Origin of the sequence: Rothia mucilaginosa (genome assembly GCF_019334805.1) — a bacterium.
GTDB lineage: Bacteria > Actinomycetota > Actinomycetes > Actinomycetales > Micrococcaceae > Rothia > Rothia mucilaginosa_C.
The window spans coordinates 1783187-1807658 of sequence record NZ_CP079822.1 but is presented as its reverse complement, the minus strand read 5'-3'; the positions used below and the strand labels follow the sequence as shown (position 1 = coordinate 1807658).

General features: G+C 61.8%; 20 protein-coding genes. 7 read left to right on the top strand and 13 right to left on the bottom strand.

From position 1 onward, the window contains the following. Positions 1-30 precede the first annotated feature (30 nt). The 3 genes from LPB405_RS07270 to LPB405_RS07260 are packed head-to-tail and all read left to right on the top strand — an operon-like array spanning position 31 to position 3458. A complete protein-coding gene (locus LPB405_RS07270; RefSeq protein WP_219100958.1) occupies positions 31-1359 on the top strand; it encodes a magnesium transporter MgtE N-terminal domain-containing protein in 1329 nt (442 codons plus the stop codon). Continuing rightward, positions 1352-2266, top strand: a complete 915-nt coding sequence (locus tag LPB405_RS07265) for a DUF1003 domain-containing protein (RefSeq protein ID WP_219100956.1) — start codon at positions 1352-1354, stop codon at positions 2264-2266. Before LPB405_RS07270 ends, LPB405_RS07265 begins: the two co-directional genes overlap by 8 nt. Continuing rightward, complete coding sequence (locus LPB405_RS07260) at positions 2256-3458, top strand: P-loop NTPase (RefSeq protein WP_219100954.1); 1203 nt, start codon at positions 2256-2258, stop codon at positions 3456-3458. Before LPB405_RS07265 ends, LPB405_RS07260 begins: the two co-directional genes overlap by 11 nt. Before the next feature lie 88 nt (positions 3459-3546). On the opposite strand, the gene LPB405_RS07255 is transcribed toward LPB405_RS07260, so the two are convergent. The 4 genes from LPB405_RS07255 to dapE form a co-directional block, all read right to left on the bottom strand. Then, entirely contained in the window at positions 3547-3924 is a 378-nt protein-coding gene (locus tag LPB405_RS07255) for a twin-arginine translocase TatA/TatE family subunit (protein WP_012903155.1), read from the bottom strand. A 279-nt stretch (positions 3925-4203) separates the two neighbouring features. Further along, on the bottom strand, positions 4204-5562 hold the full coding sequence (locus LPB405_RS07250; RefSeq protein ID WP_219100952.1) for a hypothetical protein: 1359 nt from the start codon (positions 5560-5562) through the stop codon (positions 4204-4206). Positions 5563-5567: 5 nt separating this feature from the next. Then, positions 5568-5948 (bottom strand): taurine ABC transporter substrate-binding protein, encoded by a 381-nt coding sequence (locus LPB405_RS07245; RefSeq protein WP_219100950.1) that lies wholly within the window; start codon positions 5946-5948, stop codon positions 5568-5570. An 89-nt stretch (positions 5949-6037) separates the two neighbouring features. After that, the gene (gene dapE, locus LPB405_RS07240; RefSeq protein WP_219100948.1) at positions 6038-7216 is read right to left on the bottom strand and encodes a succinyl-diaminopimelate desuccinylase; all 1179 of its coding nucleotides are present in this window, start codon (positions 7214-7216) and stop codon (positions 6038-6040) included. Between the two features lie 101 nt (positions 7217-7317). Between dapE and dapD the strand changes: the two genes are divergently transcribed. Beyond that, positions 7318-8283 carry a 2,3,4,5-tetrahydropyridine-2,6-dicarboxylate N-succinyltransferase gene (gene dapD, locus LPB405_RS07235; protein WP_005505235.1) on the top strand — a complete coding sequence of 322 codons (966 nt, stop codon included), beginning with the start codon at positions 7318-7320 and terminating at the stop codon, positions 8281-8283. A 443-nt stretch (positions 8284-8726) separates the two neighbouring features. Continuing rightward, a complete protein-coding gene (gene galE / locus LPB405_RS07230) occupies positions 8727-9740 on the top strand; it encodes a UDP-glucose 4-epimerase GalE (RefSeq protein ID WP_070685409.1) in 1014 nt (337 codons plus the stop codon). A gap of 134 nt (positions 9741-9874) precedes the next feature. On the opposite strand, the gene dapC is transcribed toward galE, so the two are convergent. From dapC to LPB405_RS07205, 5 genes are all read right to left on the bottom strand, one after another. Next, positions 9875-11014 (bottom strand): succinyldiaminopimelate transaminase, encoded by a 1140-nt coding sequence (gene dapC, locus LPB405_RS07225; RefSeq protein WP_219100946.1) that lies wholly within the window; start codon positions 11012-11014, stop codon positions 9875-9877. 197 nt (positions 11015-11211) lie between these two features. Next, on the bottom strand, positions 11212-11532 hold the full coding sequence (gene fdxA / locus LPB405_RS07220) for a ferredoxin (RefSeq protein WP_049354209.1): 321 nt from the start codon (positions 11530-11532) through the stop codon (positions 11212-11214). A gap of 500 nt (positions 11533-12032) precedes the next feature. Further along, a complete protein-coding gene (locus LPB405_RS07215) occupies positions 12033-13382 on the bottom strand; it encodes a PIG-L family deacetylase (protein ID WP_219100944.1) in 1350 nt (449 codons plus the stop codon). A 396-nt stretch (positions 13383-13778) separates the two neighbouring features. After that, on the bottom strand, positions 13779-15689 hold the full coding sequence (typA, locus tag LPB405_RS07210) for a translational GTPase TypA (protein WP_219100942.1): 1911 nt from the start codon (positions 15687-15689) through the stop codon (positions 13779-13781). Positions 15690-15899: 210 nt separating this feature from the next. Then, entirely contained in the window at positions 15900-16832 is a 933-nt protein-coding gene (locus LPB405_RS07205; RefSeq protein ID WP_219100940.1) for an NAD(+) diphosphatase, read from the bottom strand. A 128-nt stretch (positions 16833-16960) separates the two neighbouring features. On the opposite strand from LPB405_RS07205, the gene pgi reads away from it, so the two are divergent. After that, positions 16961-18637, top strand: a complete 1677-nt coding sequence (pgi, locus tag LPB405_RS07200) for a glucose-6-phosphate isomerase (protein WP_219100938.1) — start codon at positions 16961-16963, stop codon at positions 18635-18637. Between the two features lie 127 nt (positions 18638-18764). Here the strand turns inward: pgi and LPB405_RS07195 are convergent, their stop codons facing one another. The 3 genes from LPB405_RS07195 to LPB405_RS07185 form a co-directional block, all read right to left on the bottom strand. Further along, entirely contained in the window at positions 18765-19469 is a 705-nt protein-coding gene (locus LPB405_RS07195) for a pyroglutamyl-peptidase I family protein (protein WP_219100936.1), read from the bottom strand. 42 nt (positions 19470-19511) lie between these two features. Next, positions 19512-20099: an LOG family protein gene (locus LPB405_RS07190; RefSeq protein ID WP_219100934.1), complete on the bottom strand. Its 588-nt coding sequence runs from the start codon at positions 20097-20099 to the stop codon at positions 19512-19514. Between the two features lie 148 nt (positions 20100-20247). Beyond that, a complete protein-coding gene (locus tag LPB405_RS07185; RefSeq protein ID WP_257604889.1) occupies positions 20248-20766 on the bottom strand; it encodes an NUDIX hydrolase in 519 nt (172 codons plus the stop codon). Positions 20767-21023: 257 nt separating this feature from the next. On the opposite strand from LPB405_RS07185, the gene LPB405_RS07180 reads away from it, so the two are divergent. Beyond that, positions 21024-22727, top strand: a complete 1704-nt coding sequence (locus tag LPB405_RS07180; protein ID WP_219100930.1) for a hypothetical protein — start codon at positions 21024-21026, stop codon at positions 22725-22727. A 150-nt stretch (positions 22728-22877) separates the two neighbouring features. On the opposite strand, the gene LPB405_RS07175 is transcribed toward LPB405_RS07180, so the two are convergent. Next, entirely contained in the window at positions 22878-24371 is a 1494-nt protein-coding gene (locus tag LPB405_RS07175; RefSeq protein WP_219100928.1) for an amino acid permease, read from the bottom strand. Positions 24372-24472 lie beyond the last annotated feature (101 nt).

Sequence of the window (24472 nt, the reverse complement as noted above, 5' to 3'; positions counted from 1 at the left end):
AATCCCCGCGGCGGGGCGTACCCTAGAGAGGTGAGCAATTCGAAGTTCAGCACCCCCAGCAAGATTTACATTGCCCGCCTTCTGGGCCTCGACGTTTTTGACCCTTTCGGTGACCGCCTCGGCCGTCTCCGAGATGTCGTCGTGCTCAAACGCGGCCTGGGCGCATCCATTGCGGGCGCCCGCCCCGCCAAGGGCAGCGAACCCATTGTTGTCGGCATCATCGTTGAGGTGCTCGGCAAGAAACGCGTGTTCATGCCCATGACCCGTGTGCGAAGTATCGACGCCTCACAGATCATTTCAACCGGCCTGGTGAACCTGCGCCGCTTTGAACAGCGCAACTCTGAGACTCTCATCGTCGGTGAGCTCTTTGACCGCCGCGTGCGTCTGCTCGACGGCAGCGGCGACGCCGTCATTGAGGACGTCGCCATTGAGCAGCGCCGCAACGGCGACTGGGGCGTGACCGAACTGTTCGTTTCCCGCGTCAGCTCCTCCTCCAGCACGTGGCGCCGCCGCTCCAAGGAGACCCTCATCGTCGACTGGGACGAGGCTCTGCTCTCCACCGACGTGGAACCGCAGGCGGCAACCGCGTTCGTGGCGAACCACGAGAATTCCAAGCCCGCCGACCTTGCGGACGCTATCCACGAGATGAGCGATAAGCGCATGGTCGAAATCGCCGCCGAACTGCAGGATGAACGCCTCGCAGACGTTCTGCAGGAGCTACCCGCCGAGGACCAGGTGCAGATTCTGTCGCACCTGGACGACGAGCGTGCCGCGCAGGTCCTCGAAGAGATGGAACCGGACGACGCCGCCGACCTGCTTATCGAGCTGGACGACGCCCAGCGTGAAAAGCTGCTCGAGCTCATGGAACCCGACGAAGCAGACGACGTGCGTCGACTGCTCGAATACGACGAGGGTACCGCCGGTTCGCTCATGAACCCGGTGCCGATTATCCTCTCCCCGGAGGCGACCGTTGCGGAGGCGCTCGCGCACATCCGCGCCGAGGAGATCCCTCCGGCGATGGCGGCTGCCGTCATGGTGACCCGCCCGCCCCTGGAAACCCCGACCGGCAAGTACTTGGGCCTGGTGCACATGCAGAAGCTGCTGCGTGTGCCGCCGAGCGAGCCGATCGGTCACATCCTCGATACCGACACTGAGCCTGTCTCTGACCAGGCAAGTTTGGAAGAGCTGGCACGTGTGCTGGCAACCTACGACCTGACCATCGTTCCCATTGTGAACGAATCGCACCGCCTGGTAGGCGCAGTGACCATCGACGACGTGCTCGATGCGCTCCTGCCCGAAGACTGGCGCACTTACGATGATGGAACTCCCGTACGAAAGGTAGGACGACGCTTTGGCTGATTCGAACCGCCGCGACGCAAACCGTACCGAAGAGAACCCCCGCATCGATAAGGCGCGTATTCTCAAAGACCGTCTGGAGAAGAAGTACGCTGAACGCAACCGCGAGCGCGGCGACTCCCGCCCGCAGCGTAGCGACTCGCAGCTGAGCACCCCCGGCACCCGCAAGCCGAAGCTGTTCACGAGCCCCAACCCGGACGCTTTCGGCCGCATGACTGAGGCGTTCGCACGCTACATGGGTACCCCGCAGTTCCTGATGTGGATGACCATTTTCTGTGGCGTGTGGCTTGCCTGGAACTCCCTGGCGCCGGAGGAGATGCAGTTCGACCCGCGTAGCCTGAACTTCACCCTGCTGACCCTGATGCTGTCCCTGCAGGCTTCTTACGCTGCTCCCCTGCTGCTGTTGGCGCAGAACCGTCAGGATGACCGCGACCGCGTGGTGGCGTCTGAGGACCGTAAGCGCGACCAGCAGAACCTGGAGGAGACCCAGTACCTGACCCGCGAGATTGCTTCGCTGCGTATTGCTCTGCGTGAGGTTGCGACCCGTGACTTCGTCCGTAGCGAGCTGCGTGACATTCTTGAGGAACTGCAGAACATTGCGCAGGAGCAGGAGCGTCACGCCGAGCAGCTGCAGGACATCAGTGAGGACATTGAGGACCTGGAGGAGGCTATCGACGATATCGACACTTCCGAGGGTGAGGAGAAGGACGCTGAGGAGCAGGGCGCTGAGGGTACTGAGAACGGTACCGAGCAGGTGCCTGACAAGGCTGAACGCTCCGCGAAGGACTCCACGAAGGACTCCGCACAGGATCCCCACCGCGGCGATTTGAGCCAGCCTCAGAGCCGCGAATCCCAGCAGGCACAGCAGCAGGCAGAGCGCGCCCGTGAGGGAGGCGCCCGTGACCGCTAATTCTTCCCTGCAGGATGCGCTCTACGCGGCGCTTTCCCGCGTCGAGGACCCCGAATTGCGCCGCCCCATTACGGAGCTGGGCATGGTTGAGACTGCGCTCGTGCATCCTGAACTGGATGAGCACGGTGAGCCGATTCCCGGCCGCCACTGGGCTGAGGTCACGGTGCTACTCACCATTGAGGGTTGCCCGCTGAAGAACACCATCGAGCAGCAGGTTCGTGACGCCGCCGCCACCGTTGAGGGTGTTGAGCGTGTGCAGCTGCAGGTGGGTGCGATGAACCCGCAGCAGCGTTCCGCCCTGCGTTCGATGCTCAAGCCGGAGCGTTCCAACCCGTTCACTGCCCCCGGTTCGCTGACCCGCGTGTTCGGTGTGGTGTCCGGTAAGGGTGGCGTGGGTAAGTCCTCCATGACCGCGAATCTTGCCGCGGCGTTCGCTTCGCGTGGGCTTGCGGTGGGCATTATTGACGCGGACGTGCACGGCTTCTCCATCCCGGGTCTGCTGGGTATTACTGACGCCCCGACCCGCCTGGATGACCTGATTCTTCCGCCGACCGTGGACGTTCCCGCCCCCGCCCAGCGTTGGGGTGAGCAGAAGGTCAGCGGCGGCTTTATTCGCGTGATTTCTATCGGCATGTTCCTCAAGGGCAACGAGCCGGTGGCGTGGCGCGGCCCCATGCTGCACCGCGCCTTGGAGCAGTTCATCATGGACGTGCACTTCGGTGCCCTGGATGTGCTGCTGCTCGATTTGCCGCCCGGCACCGGCGATATTGCCATCTCCATGGCTCAGCTGCTGCCGAATGCGGAGCTGGTACTCATTTCCACCCCGCAGCATGCCGCGGTGGATGTGGCGGAGCGTGCCGGCACCCTGAGCTTGCAGACCGGTCAGAAGGTCGTGGGCGTGGTGGAGAACATGGCTGCCATGACCCTGCCGGACGGTACCGTGCTCGACATGTTCGGTTCTGGCGGCGGTCAGGTGCTCGCTGAGCGTCTTTCGGAGGCGCTCTCCTACCCGGTACCGCTGCTCGGTTCCGTCCCGCTGGATGTGAACCTGCGTACCGGCGGCGACGAGGGCACCCCGGTGGTCTGGAGCCACCCGGACTCCCCCACCGCCGAAGAGATTCAGTCCATCGCCTCGCAGCTACTGCAGGCTGGCGAGTCGAGGGCGGGTCAGAGCCTGCCGCTCTTTGTCTAAAGATTGAGCATCTAGAAGCTGACGGCAAAAGCTGAGAACAGAAAGAACCCCGCACCATCACGGTGCGGGGTTCTTTCATTTCAAAATCTTAGGTTGCGTCCACGTCGAAGGGGGCGTATGCGCCTCGCGGAAGAGCACGGCTCTCCGACTTTTCCTTCTCCTTCAGCAGCGCCTCTTCACGTTCCCTCGCCTCACGCTCGCGCTCGGCGTCATCCTCAGCGAACGCCTGCTTCACAATCACGCGCGGATCGTACTGGCGGGGGTCGTACTGGCGCCAGTTAATATCTTCCAGACCCGTCTCGCCCAGGGCTTCCTTGAAGTCGTCCTTCGCATCGAACGCCATGCGGCGCACGGTCTTGACGAATTCGCGGATCTGTCGGGCGTATTCGGGCATGCGTTCGGGGCCAATCACCACGAACGTGATGATGGCCAAAATAATCAACTCGGTGCCACTAATACCAAACACAGAATATAGATTATCAGTTCCTAGCCAGCACCGCCGAACCCGCGGCACTTTCTGGACGTGTCTTTAAGCTCTGGACAAGCAGAAGGCGTACGCTACAGCACCGCGGAAGGGCATTGCGCCCACGGCTAAGAGCACCACATCAATGGTTTACGGCGGGTAGTCTTCACCGCCGGGTTAAAACGCTGCGGCTCCAACCGCGGGCACGCCCGCCTCCCGAACACAAAAGACCGCCGGCAACACACCGGCGGTCTCAAACATCCGTTGGATAGATTCAGCGGTTTACGGCGGGTAGTCTCCGCCGCCGGGGAGTTGCTTCCAATGCCACAGCCAGCCAACCCAGCCCCATTGCGCACACGCACCCGCCACCAGCAACGCCCAACGATACGCCCGCGAACGGCTCGCCGCCGCCACCACAATCACCAACGGGAACAACGGCAACAACAGACGGAACGTCGACGACTGCGGATTCAAAAACAGAATCAAATACGCAAAATAGCTCAGGCACCACAGGTTCAGCGGAGCCGCCAAAACCCTACGCGCCAGCGGGCTCAAACACAGAGCGATAAAGCCCAAAATCAGAAGAGTCAGCAACACCGGAGCCGCATACCCAAAGTACAGGTACCCCTGCGAAAGCCACGGCTGAATCGGCGCCAAATGGGTACCGCGCCACGCCGTCTCCGTGGCGGTGTACGCATCCACACGGCCCGTAGCCCACCACGCAATCGCAGGCCACACCAGCGCACACGCACACACCACCAAGGCGCTGACCAGCTGCCCCAGATGACGCACAAACGCCGTGCCCATGCCCGACTGGCGGCTCGAACGCACCCAGCACGCAAACCACCACAGGCCGGCAGCCGCGCCCAGGGGCACACCCACCGGGCGGGACAGGCACGCCAACGCCGCCACAGGAACCAGCAGACCGTATCGTCCCTGAACCAGGCACAGCAGCGCACCGGCAAGGAACACCAGGTTCAGCGACTCCGCATACGGCACCTGAAGCACCGGCGCCACCGGCAAGAACGACACCAACGCCACAGCCCACATGGACAGCGCAGAAGGCGACTCCTCACTCTTGAAACCGGTCGCCTTCAACGACGCCTCAAACAGCAGGTAAATCACCCACGCCGCCGCAAAACCAGCAAGCAGAGCAACCGTCGCCGCCACCGGGTAGTACCCGATGCCCGTCGCATGGCTAATAGCACCGGAAAGCTGCGGGAAAATCGGGTAAAAAGCCCACTGATTCTGCTGAACCACACCCGCCGCATTCACCGGCAGCTCACTCGGGTAACCCTGTACCGCGATCTGCTCATACCAGCCGGCATCCCAGATGCTAATGAACGACAAATAATCCAGATGCTGACCCCACGGGCTGCGCAGCTGCTGCTGACCGACCACGGCAAACACCACGAAACCCCATACTCGGGACAGACCGTAAATCAGTAGCACCGACAGCCACGCGGGCAGGGCACGCAGACGCTCCCCCACCCTGCGCAAACGCTCACCGGCGGCGGTATACGCCCAGGTCAGAAGCTCATCAAAAGACTCGCTCCGTTCCTCGCCGGAGGCGGGGGTGGCGGCACCCTGCGCGGGAGAATACGCGGGGGAAGCACTATTACGTTCAGGCGAAACACTCACGGGCGTTAGTTCCCCTCAGCCTGCGGGTTCTTTCGCTTCTCCACAAAGTCATGCGCGCTCAAGGTGCTCTCCGCATCATCAGCCAGCGGAACCGCACCGCGACGAACCGGCTCAGCGGCAGCGACGTTAGCATCAGCAGATTCTGTAGCCGAAGCGGTAGCCTCCGCGGCGGGTGCGTTCTCGAGTGCCTTGTCATCTTCGGGAGCACCGACGAGAGGAGCGATAAAGCCGAAATCCTCCACACGGTCAAAGGTGCCCAAACCATCACGGCCCACACCGCTGAAGAACGCGGCACCGGGCACGGCACGCTCACCGGAGAGCGCCACAACGGAGAGCACCGCAATGCCCGAAATCAGCAGGGCAAGCAGAATCAGAAGAAAGTTCATGTCAATCTCATATCATGCAGGACCGTCAACCCCTGACGGTCACCTAAATTCAAATAGTAGCGCCAGCACCGGCAGAATCAGCGTCGCGGTTAGTCCTCGTCGCGGTCGCTGAGCAGCCAGGCACGCAAATCCGCGTGGCAGCGGGTCAGCTGGCTAAAGCTCACGTGCTCGTTATCGGTATGAGCCAGCAGGGCGTCACCAGGGCCGAAATTCACGGCGGGAATACCAATCTCGCTCAGGCGAGCTACGTCCGTCCAACCGTACTTCGGCTGGGGCTCCTCTCCCACCGCCTCAATGAGGGAAGCCGCCAGCGGGGTGTCCAGTCCGGGGCGAGCCGCTGGGGAAAGATCCACAAAATCCAGCTCGTATCCGGCGAAGACCTCACGCACGTGGGCGATAGCCTCATCCAGGGTCTTATCAGGGGCAAAACGGTAGTTCACGTGCATTGCCGCCGCATCAGGAATCACGTTACCGGCGACGCCACCAGAAATCTGCACCGCGTTCAGACCCTCACGATAGTCCAGGCCCTCCACCGCGATAGTCTTCGGTTCGTAGGAGGCGAGCGCCGCCAACGCCGGTGCCAGGGCGTGAATCGCGTTCTCGCCGCGCCATGCACGTCCCGAGTGGGCGGCAAGGCCGCGGGTGCGCACGAAGAAACGCATGGTGCCGTTGCAGCCGCCCTCAATGGTGCCGTTGGTCGGTTCAAGCAGCACACCGAAGTCTGCGTCAGTGATGAGCTCACCGTGATTGCGGATCAGACGCGCCAGGCCGGAGAGTTCGCTGGCGACTTCTTCGTTGTCGTAGAAGATGTAGGTCAGGTTGTAGTCGGTGTCCTGCGCGGTCAGTTCGGCGGCAAGCTTCAGCTGAACCGCCACGCCGCCCTTCATGTCGGTGGCGCCGCGACCGTAGAGCACGCTGTGGCCGTCCTCTTCACGTACCGTGGACGGCACGGTACCCAGCGAACCCTCAACGGTGGGCAGGGGCACGGTATCCAGGTGACCGGCAAGAATAATGCGGGTGCGTTCCCCCTCAACGCCGGGCAGCGGCGGGAACTCGGTGCGGGCGATAATGGCGTCCCCGTCACGGGTCAGGTGCAGGTGCGGGCAGAACGACAGCGCCATGTGCACGGCGTCAGCAATTGGCTGCTCATTGCCGGAAACCGACTCGTAATCCAGCAGGGCACGGGTCAGCTCGGGCATGGACACGTCCAGGTTCAGGGGCGGCTGCGGTACAGGGTGAAGCTCAGAGTTCTTGGGGGAAACGCTCATCCTTCCACCTTACAGGTTCGCCCGCGCCCACCCCCACGCCCACAACGCCGATATCGAGCATATGAGACGGTCTTGAAGGGGCTCTCACCCCCAAAACTATAATGGGAGGCATGTCTGAAAACACTCCCCGTTACGCCTCCGGCGTCGCACTGGTCAATGTTGTTGTCTCTGGCGAGCACGCCGGCACCGTCCTGGATGCCTGGTTCCCCGCCCCCTCCCTCACCCAGACCCCCGACCTGTCCATCGCGGACGAGCTGGAGGACCTGGCCGTTGAGCATCCGGCGCGCAATGCCCGTACCGAGGTGCGTACCGCCTCCATCAACCTGGATGAGGCACCCGAAGATGCGGTCGACGCGTACCTGCGTCTGCACCTGCTCTCGCACACTCTGGTTCGCCCCAACGAGCTGAACCTGGACGGTCTGTTCGGCACCCTGGCGAATGTTGCGTGGACCAACCACGGCCCGGTGCTTGCCGCCGAGTTCCAGAAGCTGGCGATTGGTCTGCGCAAGCTGGGCCACCTGAGCGTGAGCCACATTGATAAGTTCCCGCGCCTGGTGGATTACGTGGTTCCCGCCGGCGTGCGTATTGGCGACGGTGACCGTCTACGCCTGGGTGCGCACTTGGCGTCCGGCACGACCGTGATGCACGAGGGCTTCGTGAACTTCAACGCCGGTACCCTGGGCACCTCCATGGTTGAGGGCCGTATTTCTCAGGGCGTTGTGGTGGGCGACGGCTCGGATGTGGGTGGCGGCGCCTCCACGATGGGTACCCTCTCCGGTGGTGGCACTCAGCGCGTCTCTATTGGTGAGCGTTCTCTGCTGGGTGCGGAGTCCGGTATCGGTATTGCCCTGGGTGATGACTGCGTGGTTGAGGCTGGCCTGTATGTGACCGCTGGTTCGCGCGTGAGTGTTCTGCTGCCCGGTCAGGAGGCGCGCGTGGTGAAGGCTGCGGAGCTGTCCGGTGTGTCGAATCTGCTGTTCCGCCGCAATTCAATCAGCGGCGCGATTGAGGTTCTGCCGCGTGCGAAGAACACCGTGGAGCTGAACGAGGCGCTGCACCTGAACTAGTCTGCACCTGAACTAGTCTGCACCTGAACTAGTCTGTACCTGGACTAGCGCTGGTTGCCCTTGCGAACGTTGGGGGTCGGCCCGTGAACTTTAGGGGCCGGGATGCGTGAAGCATCCCGGCCCCCTTTTCTGCGCCTGGTGTTCCCTCTTCGCCGCTCTCACAGGCTGGGCGCGAATCCGCGGCGGCTACGATGACCGTTTTCAGGGCGGGATGCTCGGGCTTTCGCTAGGCTGGTAGTACCGGGTACAGCGCACCCGCCGCTGCAGACGAGTGGCGGCACACCTCAATAACGCCTCCCACGTGCTCACACCAGAGTGCACAAGCGCACAGTGTCCCGCAGTACTTACGCCCCGTGCACGGCTGTACTATTAGATACAGCTCAACAGCTTTTGTCCCCCATCCGGAGCACTTTTTCCGGATATATAAAGCCCGAAAGGACATCATGAAGGTACTCGTTACCGGCGGCGCCGGCTACATCGGCTCCCACACTGTACTTGAACTGCTCAAGGCAGGTCACGACGTCGTCGTCATGGATAACCTTGCAAACTCTTCCGAGGAGTCCCTCAAGCGCGTCGCTGAACTCGCTGGCCGCGCCCCCGAGTTCCACAAGGTTGACCTGCTCGACCTCGAAGGCATGAAGGCTCTCTTCAAGCAGGTTCGCCCCGACGCTGTGATTCACTTTGCGGGTCTGAAGGCTGTGGGCGAATCCGCCGAGAAGCCGCTGTGGTACTACCAGACCAACGTGGCTGGCACCCTGAACCTGCTGTACGCAATGGACGAGGCTGACTGCCACTCCATCGTGTTCTCCTCCTCCGCTACCGTGTACGGTGAGCCCGAGTCCATGCCTCTGATTGAGAAGATGAACATGGATGCGCAGTCCTGCTACGGCCGCACCAAGGAGCACATCGAGGACATGCTGGTCGACCTGGCTGCTTCTGATTCCAAGTGGAACATTGCTCTGCTGCGTTACTTCAACCCCGTTGGTGCGCACGAGTCCGGCCGTATTGGTGAGGACCCGGCGGGCATCCCGAACAACCTGGTGCCCTTCATCGCGCAGGTTGCTGTGGGTCGCCGCGAGTACCTGAACGTCTTCGGTAACGACTACCCGACCGTTGACGGTACCGGCGTGCGCGACTACATCCACGTGGTTGACCTGGCTGACGGCCACCTGAAGGCGCTGGATTACATTACCCAGCACGGCGGTCTGCACACCTGGAACCTGGGTACCGGTAACGGTTACTCGGTTCTGCAGGTTCTGCACGCGTTCGAGGAGGCGTGCGGTAAGGAGCTGCCGTACAAGATTGTGGATCGTCGCCCCGGTGACGTTGCGGTCTCTTACGCTGATCCTTCCTCTGCTCTGGCGGATCTGGGTTGGAGCGCTAGCCGCGACATTAAGACCATGGTTCGCGACCACTGGAACTGGCAGAAGAACAACCCCAATGGTTACGAAGCCTAAGCTGTTTTAGCCCCTTGTGAGGGGTGTTGAAGAGTGCCCGATAGGTGTTATCTCACCTATCGGGCATTTTTGTGCGCTTCGGGCTAGGTAGTTACCGGAACTGTAGCCCCGTCGGGAGCTACCTGGCAGCAACATTACTTAGATGCAGATACCTTCAGACGCTCAGCAGCCTTCGCCACCGCCTCATCGGAGGCAGTCAGAGCGATGCGCACGTAGCCTTCGCCGTCCTCGCCGTAGAACACGCCGGGGCCAGCAATAATACCCAGCTCCGCCAGGCGACCAATCGAATCCCAGGTAGACTCGCCGAAAGTGGTCCACAGGTACAGGCCAGCTTCAGAATTCTCGATGCGACCACCGGCGGCGATAATCGCCTCCTCCAGCACCTCGCGGCGAGCACGGTACAGGTCCTTCTGCGCCGCCACATGCGCCTCATCAGCCAGCGCCACCATCATGGCAGCCTGCACCGGGGCGGGCACAATCATGCCTGCGTGCTTGCGGCTATTAATCAGGTTCGGCATCAGCTCGGGGGCACCGGCGATGAACGCGGCACGGTAACCGGCAAGGTTCGACTGCTTCGACAGCGAATACACGGCAAACAGGCCGGTGAAGTCACCATCGCACACGCGAGGATCCAGGATGGACGGCACCGGCTGACCGCCACGCGCCTCATCCCAAGCACCCCAACCGAGCTCAGCGTAGCATTCATCGGACGCCACCACGGCACCAATTTCACGCGCCTGCGCCACAATCTCACGCAGCTGCTCCACGGTACGCACCACACCGTTCGGGTTCGCCGGGGAGTTCACCCAAATCAGCTTCACACGGCTACGGGTATCAGCATCCAACTCGTCCAGGCTGTCGGCGGGTACAGACTCGGCGCGAGCAAAACGGGCACCCATATCGTAGGTGGGGTACGCAACGCGCGGGTACACGACCACATCGCCCGGGCCCAGCCCCAGCAGGAACGGCAGCCACGCCACGAGCTCCTTCGAACCCACCGTGGGCATAATCGCGTCAGGGTTCAGGCCGGTCACGCCGCGGCGGCGCGCAAACCACTCGGCAATAGCCTCACGCAGGGCGGGGGTGCCGTGGGTGGTCGGGTAGCCGGGTGCGTTGGAGGCAGCCGCCAGCGCCTCACGAATGTTCTGCGGGGTCGGGTCGACCGGGGTGCCGATGGACAGGTCCACCGGACCGTCCGGGTGGGCGGCCGCGGTTGCGCGGTAGGGGGCGAGCGCCTCCCAGGGGTATTCGGGCAGGTTCAGGCCGTAAGTCATTGTGTCACCTGGTTGCTTGGGAATAATAGTTTTCGTCATTTTAGTCTAGCGTCCGTGCGCTGGCGTGCCTACAGCAAGAGCCTCCATTCCAGCGCCTAGACGGTGCGTGGGCACCGGGTGCTGTGATGGAGGCTCTTGGCACCCGTTAGCGGGTGCGGTCAGTCTATGCGGTTGTCGCTATTATTCGCCGCAGGCTACTACTCACCACGAGGGGGCAGTGCCGCGATGAAGGGCACGTCCTTGCCGGTGGGGCCGAGCTTTGCGGCACCGCCGGGGGAACCCAGGTCGTCGAAGAAGTCTGCGTTGGCGCTGACGTATTCAGTCCACTCTTCGGGGACGTCGTCTTCGTAGTAGATTGCTTCTACGGGGCAGACGGGCTCGCAGGCGCCGCAGTCCACGCACTCATCGGGGTGGATGTACAGGGTGCGTTCGCCTTCGTAGATGCAGTCGACGGGGCATTCTTCAACGCATGCGCGGTCTTTGACATCCACGCAGGGAAGCGCGATTACGTAGGTCATTGGTGTGCCTTTCTAGAAGCTGTTCGCCCCGTGCCCGCCGTTCTGCGGGTCGTCTGCTGCAGGGCAGAATCTACAGAGTAAACCGCCGAGTGGTTGGTACCCGGCGGGGAAGTCTGTGTATAGTCTATCGCGCGCTGACTGTTTAACAGTATTTTCGTGGTGTATCAGACAGTGGGTCATTGGGTTTGTGGGGGTATTTTTTAGGCTAGGCTGACCTGGTATTTATTTGCATTACGACTAGTCGGCTGGCTTTTAAAAATAGATTAAGCCAAAAATGAAATCTTCGTCACATGAATTTTTTGATGAAGTTGCCATTATTTCCACCTCCGCTAAATTCACCGAATAACGCATAAATTTTCTTCCCTATTGTCCTCTACCTGAGCCTCTATCCGGCGGGTGCAGAAGACAGCAGCGGTGCAGCGCCCAAAAACAGCAGGAGGGGCGTCCCGGCTAACCGGAACGCCCCTCCCCCACGTTATGACATAGTAATAGCCTTCAGGCTACTTCTTAGCGCGCGCACGCTGATGCGCCGCACGCGGCGAGAAATACTGCGCGTCCTTCACGCGAGCGCGCGTGTACACGAGCATGCCCAGCATCGCCGCAACCGGGGCACCAAACCACCACAGGGCACCGTAGAAGCCAATCGCCGAATGACCCGGGTTCACCAAAACAAACGGCGAATCGGGGCGACCGTATCCGAGCACGTACACGGTCACGAACACGGCAACAGCCACAACCGCCGCCGCGTAGCCGCGGCGCAGCGACAGGGCGCACCACAGGGCGGTAAAGAAAACCGTCAGGTACGCCACCAGCAAGCCGAGGGGCAGGGCGGTATCCCCCGCATACACGACCCAAGCGTGGTAGATCGACCCGGCAATACCAGCAAAAATACCCAGAATCGAGCCGGTCAGAACGCCCGCCACCAGACCGGCCTCCTGCGGCTTCGGATGCACGGTCGCCGTCGGGTCGCCGTCGAGCACACGGAAAGTCTCCACGGCAGAAATCTTCTGCGGCACCTTATTCGAGTACTCAAAAGTCTTCTCGTCCACCACCGTAATCTGGGTGCGGTGCGCCTCCATTGCCTTGCGCTTGGCGGTGCCGTCACCGTAAATAGCAGCCTGCAGGCGCTGATCAGCCGCGTCGAACTCACCCTCAATACCCCAGGTAAGAATCGGGCGGTCCTCGTCATCTTCAAGAATCTGCAGGGCACGGTGCACAATCTCGTACACGCGCACGTGGTCGGGGTGGCCGTAGCCGCCGTCCGAATCGTAGGTAACCAGAACATCCGGGGTGAGGGCGCGGATAGCGGCAACCAGCGCCTGAGCCTGCGGTTCCAGCGGCTGCGCGGTCAACGAGTCCTCCGCCGCCACCGGGTTGGCGACGGGCTTACCCTCCGGGCCCCACGCCATGCCGGAGTCACGGTACAGGGGCAGCGCGCCCTCAGCGACGGCGGGTTCCTGACCCAGGAAGAATTGCTTCTTCACGCCGAGTGCCTTAATAGCGCCGGCAAGCTCACCGGTGCGATACTCACCCAGCGCCTCACCATTATCACGGCAGCCGGGCTTACCGACCTCCAGGTGGTGTAGCTCCTCGGGGATGACCTCACCTAGTTCACCGCGGGTAGCGGTCAGCAGGTACACCTCCGCGCCCTTCTGCGCATAGTACGCCATGGTTGCGCCGGTCGAGGAGGTTTCGTCGTCCGGGTGTGCATGCACAAACAGGATGCGTGCCTTCTTCGCATCGTAGTTATTCGGCAGCAGGTCACGGCGCGATCCGGGGGCGATGCGCTCACCCTGCGTGGGATAGCTAGGGGTCGCAGAATCAGGCTGAGTGTTCTCGGTTTCAGACACAGGCTTTCCCTCTCATACGCAGGGTTGGGTTTCTTGGACGGTCAAAGCGCGCCGGCAATTTACATCGTTGATCAGCAGACGTTGAGTAGCTGACGGGTGCCACCACCGTGCAGGCGCATTATTTTATCTTACACACTCGCATGTACAGCGCGGGGTGTTCAGGCTTTTCAGAAGCGGTTTTTGGAGGCGGTTTTCAGTAGAAAGCAAAAGCGCCCGGCTCTCCTCCCCCTTCTCCCCCCGCTGCCCCGCTGTTATTTCCCGAACGGAACGGTTAAACAGAACCGCCGCCACCTTCCACATGAAAGGTAGCGGCGGCTCCTACGCAACGACAGCGCTCGGGCAACGACACCCGCTACAGCAGGTTAGTCGCTAACGCTAACAGTCATTCGCGCTGTATTAGTTCGCGCGGGCGCGGCGGCGGAACTCGCGGACACGCTCGTTGGAATCCAGGATGACCTTACGGATACGAATCGCCTCGGGGGTCACCTCAACGCACTCGTCTTCGCGAGCGAACTCCAGGCACTCTTCCAGGGTCAGCTTCTTCGGCGGGGTCAGGTTTTCGAAGTTGTCCGCAGTCGAAGAACGCATGTTGGTCAGCTTCTTTTCCTTGGTGATGTTAACTTCCATGTCGTCTGCACGGGAGTTCATACCAACGATCATGCCCTCGTACACCTCAGAGGTGGGCTCCACGAAGAAGGTGCCACGCTCCTGCAGGTTAATCATCGCGTAGGGGGTCACCACGCCGGCACGGTCAGCAATCAGCGAACCGTTGGTGCGGTACTCAATCTCGCCAGCCCACGGCTCGTGCTCAATCGAGTAGGAGGAAGAAATACCGGCACCGCGGGTCTCAGTCAGGAACTGAGTACGGAAACCAATCAGACCACGTGCGGGAACAGCGAACTCCATGCGGACCCAACCGGTACCGTGGTTCGACATGTTCTCCATGCGGCCCTTACGTGCAGCCATCAGCTGGGTGACAGCGCCCAGGTACTCCTCGGGCACGTCAATGATCATGTGCTCCATGGGCTCGTAGACCTTGCCGTCGATGGTCTTGGTAACCACCTGGGGCTTACCCACGGTCAGCTCGAAGCCTTCGCGGCGCATCTGCTCCACGAGGATAGCCAGGGCGAGCTCGCCACGGCCCTGAACTTCCCACGCGTCCGGACGCTGGGTGGGCAGAACCTTGATGGACACGTTACCGATCAGCTCGCGGTCCAGGCGGTCCTTCACCTGACGTGCGGTGACCTTTGCGCCCTTGACGCGGCCAGCCAGCGGGGAGGTGTTAATACCGATGGTCATGGAGATCGCGGGATCGTCCACCTTGATCAGCGGCAGGGGCTTGGGGTTCTCAGCGTCGGTGAGGGTTTCACCAATGGTGATGTCCTCGATACCAGCCACTGCGACGATTTCGCCGGGGCCAGCGGACTCTGCGGGAACACGCTCGAGAGCCTTGGTCGCCAGCAGCTCGGAGATGCGGACGTTCTTGATCTCACCGTCGTGACGTGCCCACGCAACGGTCTGGCCCTTCTTCAGGGTGCCGTTGAAGATACGGACCAGTGCCAGACGGCCCAGGAACGGGGAGGAGTCCAGGTTGGTCACGTGTGCCTGCAGAACCTCGTTGGGGTCGTAGGTGGGGGCGGGCACGTGCTCGATGATGGTCTTGAACAGCGGCTCAAGGTTGTCGTTGTCGGGCAGCTGGCCGTCTGCGGGCTGGTTCAGGGATGCAGCGCCAGCCTTACCGGATGCGTACACCACCGGAACGTTCAGCACGGCGTCCAGGTCCAGGTCGGGAACCTCGTCCGCCAGGTCGGATGCCAGGCCGAGCAGCAGGTCCATGGACTCGCCAACAACCTCGTCAATACGGGAGTCGGGGCGGTCAACCTTGTTCACCACGAGGATTACGGGCAGCTTAGCAGCCAGTGCCTTACGCAGCACGAAGCGGGTCTGGGGCAGCGGGCCTTCGGATGCGTCCACGAGCAGCACAACGCCGTCAACCATGGACAGGCCGCGCTCCACCTCGCCACCGAAGTCGGCGTGGCCGGGGGTGTCAATAACGTTAATGGTGATGGTCTCACCGTTGGCGGAAGGGCCGTTGTAGAACACGGTGGTGTTCTTCGCCAGAATGGTGATGCCCTTTTCCTTTTCGAGGTCACCGGAGTCCATGACTCGGTCTTCAACATCTGCGTGGGCAGAGAAGGCGTGGGTCTGCTGCAGCATCGCGTCGACGATGGTGGTCTTACCGTGGTCAACGTGTGCCACGATAGCCACATTGCGAAGGTCGGGGCGCGAAGCGGTGTTTTCAGACATGCGTTAAGTTTCTCGCTTAAATCTAGGGGATAGTCTTGCCAACGGGTGCGCTCTAGACAGCGCAGGGGGTCACAGGGCAGTACCCACAGATAGGTATCTGGTGGTCGTTGCCGGTTTGGGTGTTTGCCGATGGACCCGCTCTGCGATGAGAACGTTTCCGGGCACGCCAAAACGGACCCCCCTCCGTTGGGCTTAGCTACCAGTGTATCACTAGGGCTTTTCTGCGAGCCACTCATCAATCATGCGGCGGGCGACGGCATTCGTGCCGGGCAATTCCAGCTTGGCGGGGTCGTCCTCGTCGCTATTGCCGCGTTCCTCCGAAATGGCAATCGCCTCACGCAGCTCAGCGGCGGTGAACCAGCGTGCGGCGCGAATCTCACCGTCGTGATGGATGATGGGCTCGTTCTCATCCACGCGCACCCGGTAGCAAATCATGAGCGAACGCGGAAAAGGCCACACATCGCTCATACGGTACTCGGTGCTCAGGGCGTGCAGGCCGGTTTCTTCGTAAACTTCGCGGGCAATTGCCTCTTCGAGGTTTTCGCCGGGGTCAACGAATCCGGCAATGAGGGCGAACCGGTTGGGGTGCCACTGGCGGTTATTCGCCAACAGCACGCGCTCGCCGTCACGGCTGGTCACCAGCGCCATCACGGCGGGTTCAATGCGGGGGAACACCATCTCGCCGGAGGCGGTGCGGCGGATTCCCTTCGAGCCGAGGGGCGCCTCCTCGCCACTGTAGGCGGAGTAGCGCATGTCGATCAGGTAGTCGCGGCGTGCCAGGGCGGTGGCGTAGTGGGCGCGGCCTTCCGGGTTCTCGTGGACCGGGTAGTAGCGGAAACCACTGGCGGAGGCGCGCACCCGAGGGTTATTCAGGTCGGTAGCGACCTGCGCGAGGGTTTCGTCCTCGCAGTAGAGCACGTGCACCTCCGCACCACTATTCTTCTGGGCGTCGGCACCGTAGGCGGCGGGGCGAATCACGCTACGCGCAAGGATGGCCTCTTCGGTCAGCGGCTCAGCAGCATCGTGACCGGTCAGGTAGTGCACGGTTCCGTCATCGTTGAGGAGGGTTTCCCCTTCATGGGAAATGAGCAGGTAGCGCGGTGCATGAGTATCAGCGGGAGTGTGTTCAGATGAAGAAGTCATGGGGTTTACTCTACATCTTGATACTGCAAGGCCACAATGACGTGCCAGGTTTCGATTTTTTCGCCGTATCGTTCCATATCACCTTCGAAAGAGGTGACAGAGACCCCCGAAAATAAGAGAATGGAAACATGACTACTTCTATTGACCCCACGACTACTTCTGCATGGTCGGCTCTGTCCGCTCATCACAAATCCCTCACCCCGAACCTGCGCGAATGGTTTGCCGCTGACCCGGAACGCGCGCAGAAGTTCAGCTTCACCGCCGACGAACTGCACGTCGACCTGTCCAAGAACCTGATTACCTCCGAGACCGTTGAGCTGCTGCTCAAGCTCGCTGAAGAGGTCAAGCTGGAGCAGGCCCGCGAGGCAATGTTCTCCGGTGAGCACATTAACGTCACCGAGGACCGCGCCGTGCTGCACACCGCACTGCGCCGCCCCGAGGGTTACACCCCCGCGCTGACCGTTGACGGCCAGGACGTTGACGCAGACGTTCACGCCGTGCTGAAGAAGATTTACGCATTCGCTGAGCGCGTGCGCAACGGCGAGTGGACCGGCATCACCGGCAAGCGCATCGAGACCGTCGTGAACATCGGTATCGGTGGCTCCGACCTGGGCCCGGTCATGGTGTACGAGGCTCTCAAGCCCTACGCAGACGCAGGCATCACCGCACGTTTCATCTCCAACATTGACCCGACCGACGTGGCAGAGAAGGTCTCCGACCTGGACCCCGAGACCACCCTGTTCATCGTCGCGTCCAAGACTTTCGGCACCCTCGAGACCCTGACCAACGCGCGCGTGGCACGCGAGTGGCTGCTGTCCGCACTGGCTGAGGCTGGCGCTCTGGAAGGTAAGGAAGCATCCGAAGCTGTGGCTAAGCACTTCGTGGCTGTCTCCACCGCACTCGACAAGGTTGCAGCATTCGGCATTGACCCCGAGAACGCTTTCGGCTTCTGGGACTGGGTTGGCGGCCGCTACTCCGTAGACTCCGCTATCGGTACCTCCCTGGCTATCGTGTTCGGCCCGAAGGTTTTCGCTGACTTCCTCGCAGGCTTCCACGCGATGGATGAGCACTTCCGCACCGCTCCCCTGGCTCAGAACGTACCCGTTCTGATGGGTCTGCTGAACATCTGGAACGTGAACTTCCTCGGCGCTGAGACCCACGCGGTTCTTCCCTACGACCAGTACCTGCACCGCTTCCCCGCGTACCTGCAGCAGCTGACCATGGAGTCCAACGGCAAGTCTGTTCGCGCGGACGGTTCCTTCGTCAACTACGCAACCGGTGAAGTGTTCTGGGGCGAGCCCGGCACCAACGGCCAGCACGCCTTCTACCAGCTGATTCACCAGGGCACCCGCCTGATTCCCGCGGACTTCCTGGCCTTCGCCAACCCGGTCCACCCGACCAAGGACGGCGAGCAGGACGTTCACGAGCTGTTCCTGGCTAACTTCTTCGCACAGTCTCAGGCTCTGGCGTTCGGCAAGACCGAGGAAGAGGTTCGCGCAGAGGGCACCGCGGAGCACGTGGTCAACGCACGTATCTTCAGCGGCAACCGCCCCTCCACCTCCATCATGGCACCGCGCCTGACCCCGCGCGTTCTGGGCTCCCTGATTGCCCTGTACGAGCACATCACCTTCGTTCAGGGTGTTGTGTGGGGCATCGATTCCTTCGACCAGTGGGGTGTTGAGCTGGGCAAGAAGCTGGCCCTGGACCTGGTTCCCGCTATTGAGGGTGACCGCGAGGTTCTGGAGCGTCAGGATTCTTCGACCGCCTCGCTGATTGACTACTACCTGAAGAACCGCACCAAGTAGTAGTTCGAACCTATCCCCGAGGGTTTTATAGCCTGCGGGTATAGGATGCAAAACCGCCGGATAGGCTCCCAGTTAGGGAGGCTATCCGGCGGTTTTGTTATAGGGGTTCTAGCTCAGTACCGTGCTGCTAGTTCACGGCGGGCAGGGTGTCGGAGGCAACCTCAGCAATAATGCGCACCACGGTGGATTCGGGTAGCTGCGGGATGCCCTGCTCGTCACGGACAACGCCACCGGCGTCACGGTGGGCGGTCATGCCGGTGTCTTCGGTGGCCTCTTCGCCGTCGGCGCAGGTTGCGGGCACGTGCACGAATCCGGCGGGGATGCTCAGACCCAGTTCACGGCTGATGCGCTGACCCTCGTAGAACACATGGTTGCACACGTAGGTTCCGGCGGTGTACGAAATCTCGACCGGCTCCCCCGCCGCACGCAGGCGCTCAAAGCTGGCGCGCACCGGCAGGGAGGAGAAGTACGCCTCCTGACCGCCCGGAGCGATCGGCTCATCGCAGCGTCGGTCGCCGTCGTTATCCTCAATGCCCGCGGAGTCCAGATTGATGGCGACCTGTTCGAGGCTGACCACGTCGCGGCCAACCGCTACGCCCAGGCTGATGAGCGCGTCGGGTTGCACATCCTGCAGGGCGGCGCGCAGGGCGGCGCTGGATCCGTCGTAGCTGACGGGCAGCTCGCGGGCCACGACGCGCAGGTCCGGGCGGGCGGTATTCAGCGCCCGCACGGCGCCTTCTGCGAGCGCCACGGTGGGGTTGACGGGCACGCCGGGGAACGGTCCGAAGTAGGTCAGTAGCAGGGTGCGTGCCTGGGTGGGGGTGGTTGCCATAGTCAATCTCGTTTTCTGCGTTGGTTTTATGCAGTATTGGTTTTATTCAGCGGCATTCTTTTCGGCGGCGCGGCGCTCTAGGTCCTTGGCGAGCGCATCCAGCAGCTCCTCGGGGGTAGTGACGATGATGAGCTCGTCCAGGTAGCGTTCGTTGAGCAGACCGGTGGACGCCATGTAGTGCATGGCGTCGATGAGCTTATCCCAGTAGCCGTTGACGTTCAGCAGGGCGACCGGCTTAGAGTGAATATCGAGGAACTGCCAGCTGAAAACTTCAAAGAACTCTTCGAGGGTTCCGGGGCCGCCGGGCATGGCGACGAACGCGTCAGCCTTGTCGATCATGGCGATTTTGCGCTGGTGCATGGTGTCCACAATTTCGAGGGTGGTCTGGCCGGGGTACACGCCCTCCAGCCCGACCAGCTTGTGGGTGACCACGCCGTAGACCACGCCGCCGGCGTCCAGGGTTGCGCCCGCGACGGTGCCCATGAGGCCGGTGCGGCCGCCACCGTACACCACGCCAATATTGTTCTGGGCGCAGAGGGTGCCGAGCTCCTGGGCGCGGGTGGTGAAGAGCGGGTCGTTGCCGGAGCGTGCACCGCAGTAGACGGCAAGGTTGTAGTTGGTCTTCTTCATGGTTCTCCTTGGGGTGTATGGGGTTTCGGGGTGGAGCGCCTCTATGCGTTCTACCGCGCGATAGATGTTGTTGTGTTGAGGGTACCGGATGCACCTGTGTACCTCATGTGTGCCGCCCGCCAGTTCAGGGGCACGTTAGGCACGGTGATTACGGTAGCGGGGTGCGCGCCAGCAGCGGGAAAATCTGCTCGGTATTCAGCGGTGCCTGCGCTACAGAATCGGAGGGGCTGCTCATGTCGGGGTTGACCCAGCGTAGCTCAGCGATTTCTGCCTGCGGCACCAGCATAGCCAGCTGTTCGTGCTGCTCGTCGGTGGGTGCGTATTCATAGGTTTCGGCGCGTACCGTAAAGCCCGCCTCGTTCAGCGCCGCTGCCTCCAGGAGTCCACGATGGTGCATCCGGGCGGGGTCGGGGGTGAGCCCGATTTCTTCGTTCACTTCGCGGCAGGCGGTCTGTAGCGGGGTCTCCCCCGGTTCGGGTTTGCCGCCGGGCATCATGAACCCGTCGCTACCCTGCTTGCGTACGGTGAGTACGAGGCCGTCCCGGTTGCGGATTGCTACAGCGCACACATTCACGACGCGGTGCGCGCTGTCGATGGCGCTGTGCTCAGTAGCACTGTGCTCGGCGGGCGGGGCTGCTTCTACTCGGTTCTGCGGGTTCTTCTGCATGGGCATCTTTCTACCCTAGCATTTCCGTATCCTCCACCCGGCACAGTGCGTATTTGTCTTATTATTCCACCCTATTGTGCGCCCTGTAGGCATTGGTTTTACGTAATATTTCGGCGAGTTATCTTATGTCCGGTTCATGCGTTTAGGCGCGTGTTACCGTGTATTTAACCGCGATGTCGCGGTACCGTATACGCACTCGACTTAGCGTGATACAGGAAGAGTGCGGATCACTCAATCACTCATGTAGAAGGAACTTCATGATGGCTAACTCTTCTCGTTCCCGCCGCTACGGTAGCGCTGGCGCTTCTGTTCTTCTTGCCGCGTCGTTGAGCCTGTGCGCTCTGCCTTCTGTTGCGGCGGCTAATACCCCGGATCCGGTGAATCCGCCGGTTATTACGGTCTACAACTACAAGGTTGAGACCAATACCCGTGAGCTGAAGACCGCCCTGCGTCTGAACAAGATTACGCTCAAGGCGACGAAGCTGCCCGCGAAAACCACTGCTTTTTCCCCGGCTTTGCATGAGGCAAACCATAGGGGTTTCCCGTTCCTGAACCCGATCCAGACGGTGCACGTTGCGGGCCCGTTCAAGGATGGTACAGCTACTGCGACCCACTACGTTCCTGGAGAATTGATTGACCCGGCGAAGAACTACAGCTTCGTCGCCAATATCGCCGTTGATGGCCATTATTCGGGCGGCCAGGTGCTACGCATGGACGTTGTGAAAGATAGCGCCGCACCGGTTCTTCAGGTGGATTCGCCGCGCTTGAACACCAAGGGTGAGACTGTGTTGAAGGTGCGCGGTACCGGCTACACCGGTGAGGCGACCCCGCACGGTGTGCGCGTGGTGGTGTCTGATACGAATGTGTGGGTTCCCGGTCGTTTTCCCCAGACGGGTATGCGCTTCGTGGCTGAGGTGACCGTACCTGCTTCGCAGATTCACAACGGTGCTTTTGAGACGGAGGTGAAGGTCCCGGCGGATATTGCGGCGACGCTGAATACCTCTCACAAGTACATTGCGGGCACTATGGCGGCTGGCGTTGAGGGTGCCGAGTACGGCTCGTTTGATGCTCAGAAGCCTCTTGAGCTTTTCGCGCAGGAGCCTGTGGTGTCTGCGGTTCCGACCTATGCTCCGACGGTGGCTCCTCTGCCTGAGGCAACCATCGGCGTGAACCCCACTGACGCACCCACCGTGGCACCCCTGCCGGAAGCAACCGTTGGCGTGAACCCGACCGATGCACCCACCGTAGCGCCCCTGCCCGAGGCAACCATTGGTGTAAACCCGACCGACGCGCCCACCGTAGCGCCTCTGCCTGAGGCAACCGTTGGCGTGAACCCCACTGACGCGCCCACCGTAGCTCCCCTGCCCGAGGCAACCATTGGCGTAAACCCCACTGACGCGCCCACCGTGGCACCCCTACCGGAAGCAACTATCGGCGTAAACCCCACTGAAGCACCCACCGTGGCACCCCTGCCCGAAGCAACCATTGGCGTAAACCCCACTGACGCTCCGACGGTTCCCGCGCTGCCGGAAGCAACCGTTGGCGTAAACCCGACGGATGCACCCACGGTTCCCGCGTTGCCGGAAGCAACCATTGGCGTAAACCCGACCGATGCACCCACCGTCCCGGCACTGCCGGAGGCAACGGCCGCTCCGGCACCGGTTGCCGATAAGACCCCCAACGCTGACAAGCTGGAGGATGCGACCGTGGCGCATCCCAAGAGTAAGCCCGCTCAGAGCAATCCCGCTCAGGAGGCTCCGGTGACCGCCGCCCAATCGGCTAAGGACAACCTGGCAAAGGACAGCCTCGCTAAGGATCATCTGGCTCAGGAGAGCAGCCCCAAGAAGGCCACCCTGGCGAGCACCGGTGCATCCAGTGTTGGCGTGATTGTTGGCATTGGTGTTGCCGCGATCTGTGCGGGTCTGGGTTTGAGCGTTCTGCGCTCGCGCCGCAGCTCCTAAGAGCTGCAGGGCATACAGCCCAGTTCACCCGTCCGGAATAAACTGCGGATAGCAAAAAGCCGCCGGCTCCCCTCATCAGGGGAACCGGCGGCTCTTTACGTATCAGCTCATTCAATCAGCTGTCGCAGGCGTTTTCAGCTGGCGTTCGCGTTACTTCGAAGCCTTAACCTCAATGCCGCTCACGTCAATCTGCTCCAGCGGAATGATGCGGTCACGAGTGACCACGCGGTGCACCAGCCAGACCGCGATAATCACGGGCAGACCAATGTAGGAGCTGAGCACGCCAGCCCAGTCACCGCTCAGGAACGCCTCGTAGTTCTGGCCACCAATAACGACCAGGCACATGAGGAAGGCGATAATCGGGCCCGCGGGGAAGAACGGCGCCACGTAGGGCAGGTCCTTCAGGCTGTGGCCCTGCTTCAGGTATGCGCGGCGGAAACGGTAGTGAGCCACGGCGATACCCACCCAGGTGATGAAGCCAGCCAGGCCAGACACGTTCACCAGCCACAGGTACGCGCCATCCGGCGAGAGCAGCGCGGCGATGAAGCCGATTGCACCGATAGCCGCGGTTGCCAGCAGCGCGTTCATGGGCACGCCGCCGGAGTTGATGTGGGTGAACATCTTCGGTGCCTTACCCTCCTGGGCGAGTGCGAAGAGCATACGAGCCGAAACGTACAGGCCCGAGTTACCTGCAGAGAGCACTGCGGAGAGGATCACGGCGTTCATAATAGCTGCCGCGAAGGCGATGCCCGCACGCTCGAAGATGAGGGTGAACGGGGAGATGTTGATGTTGCCGTCCGCTGCGGTGAGCAGGTTCGGGTCGGAGTAAGGAATCAGGAAGCCGATGACGACCATCGCGCCGATGTAGAAGAGCATGATGCGCCAGAATACGCTGGTCAGTGCGCGGGGCACGTCGCGGCGGGGGTTCTCGGATTCGCCGGCAGCCACACCGATCATTTCGGTGCCCTGGAAGGAGAAGCCTGCAACCATGAAGATTGCGAGCACGGCGGGTGCGCCGCCGACGAAGGGTGCCTCACCGACAGTCCAGTTGGAGACGCCCGGGGAGCTACCACCCAGGATGCCGAAGATCATGGCGATACCCGCGATGAGGAAGACGACCACGGTGACGACCTTGATGGTGGCGAGCCAGAATTCGCTTTCACCGTAGGAGCGTGCCGAGAGGGCGTTGATACCGGTCAGCAGCACGAGGAATCCTGCCGCCCATACCCAGGATGGGATGTCCGGGAACCAGTACCTCATCACCTCGCCGACGGCGACGAGTTCGGCGGCGACGGTAATCGCCCAGTTGAACCAGTAGTTCCAGCCCATGGCGAAGCCGAAGGACGGGGACACGTAGCGTGCCGCGTAGGTCTGGAATGCGCCGGGGACGGGCAGGTGCGCGGCCATCTCGCCGAGGGACTGCATGAGGAAGAGCACCATGATGCCGATGAGGGCGTAGGCGAGGATTGCGCCGCCGGGGCCTGCGGTGGAGATGGTCTTGCCGGAGGCGACGAAGAGGCCGGTGCCGATTGCGCCGCCGATTGCGATCATCTGCATGTGGCGGGCGGAGAGGCCTCGCTTCAGTGCACCTTCTGCGGGGGTGGCTTCCGATGCAGCGCCGGAAGTCTCTGTAGGCTGTGCCATGTCAGGTCTTCTTTCTGAGGCTATTGCTTCGTGCGTTTGCTAGCGGTCTAGTCTGGTGTCCAGTCTAGTCTTGCTGTGCGTGGTGCCGCCGAAGGTTTGGC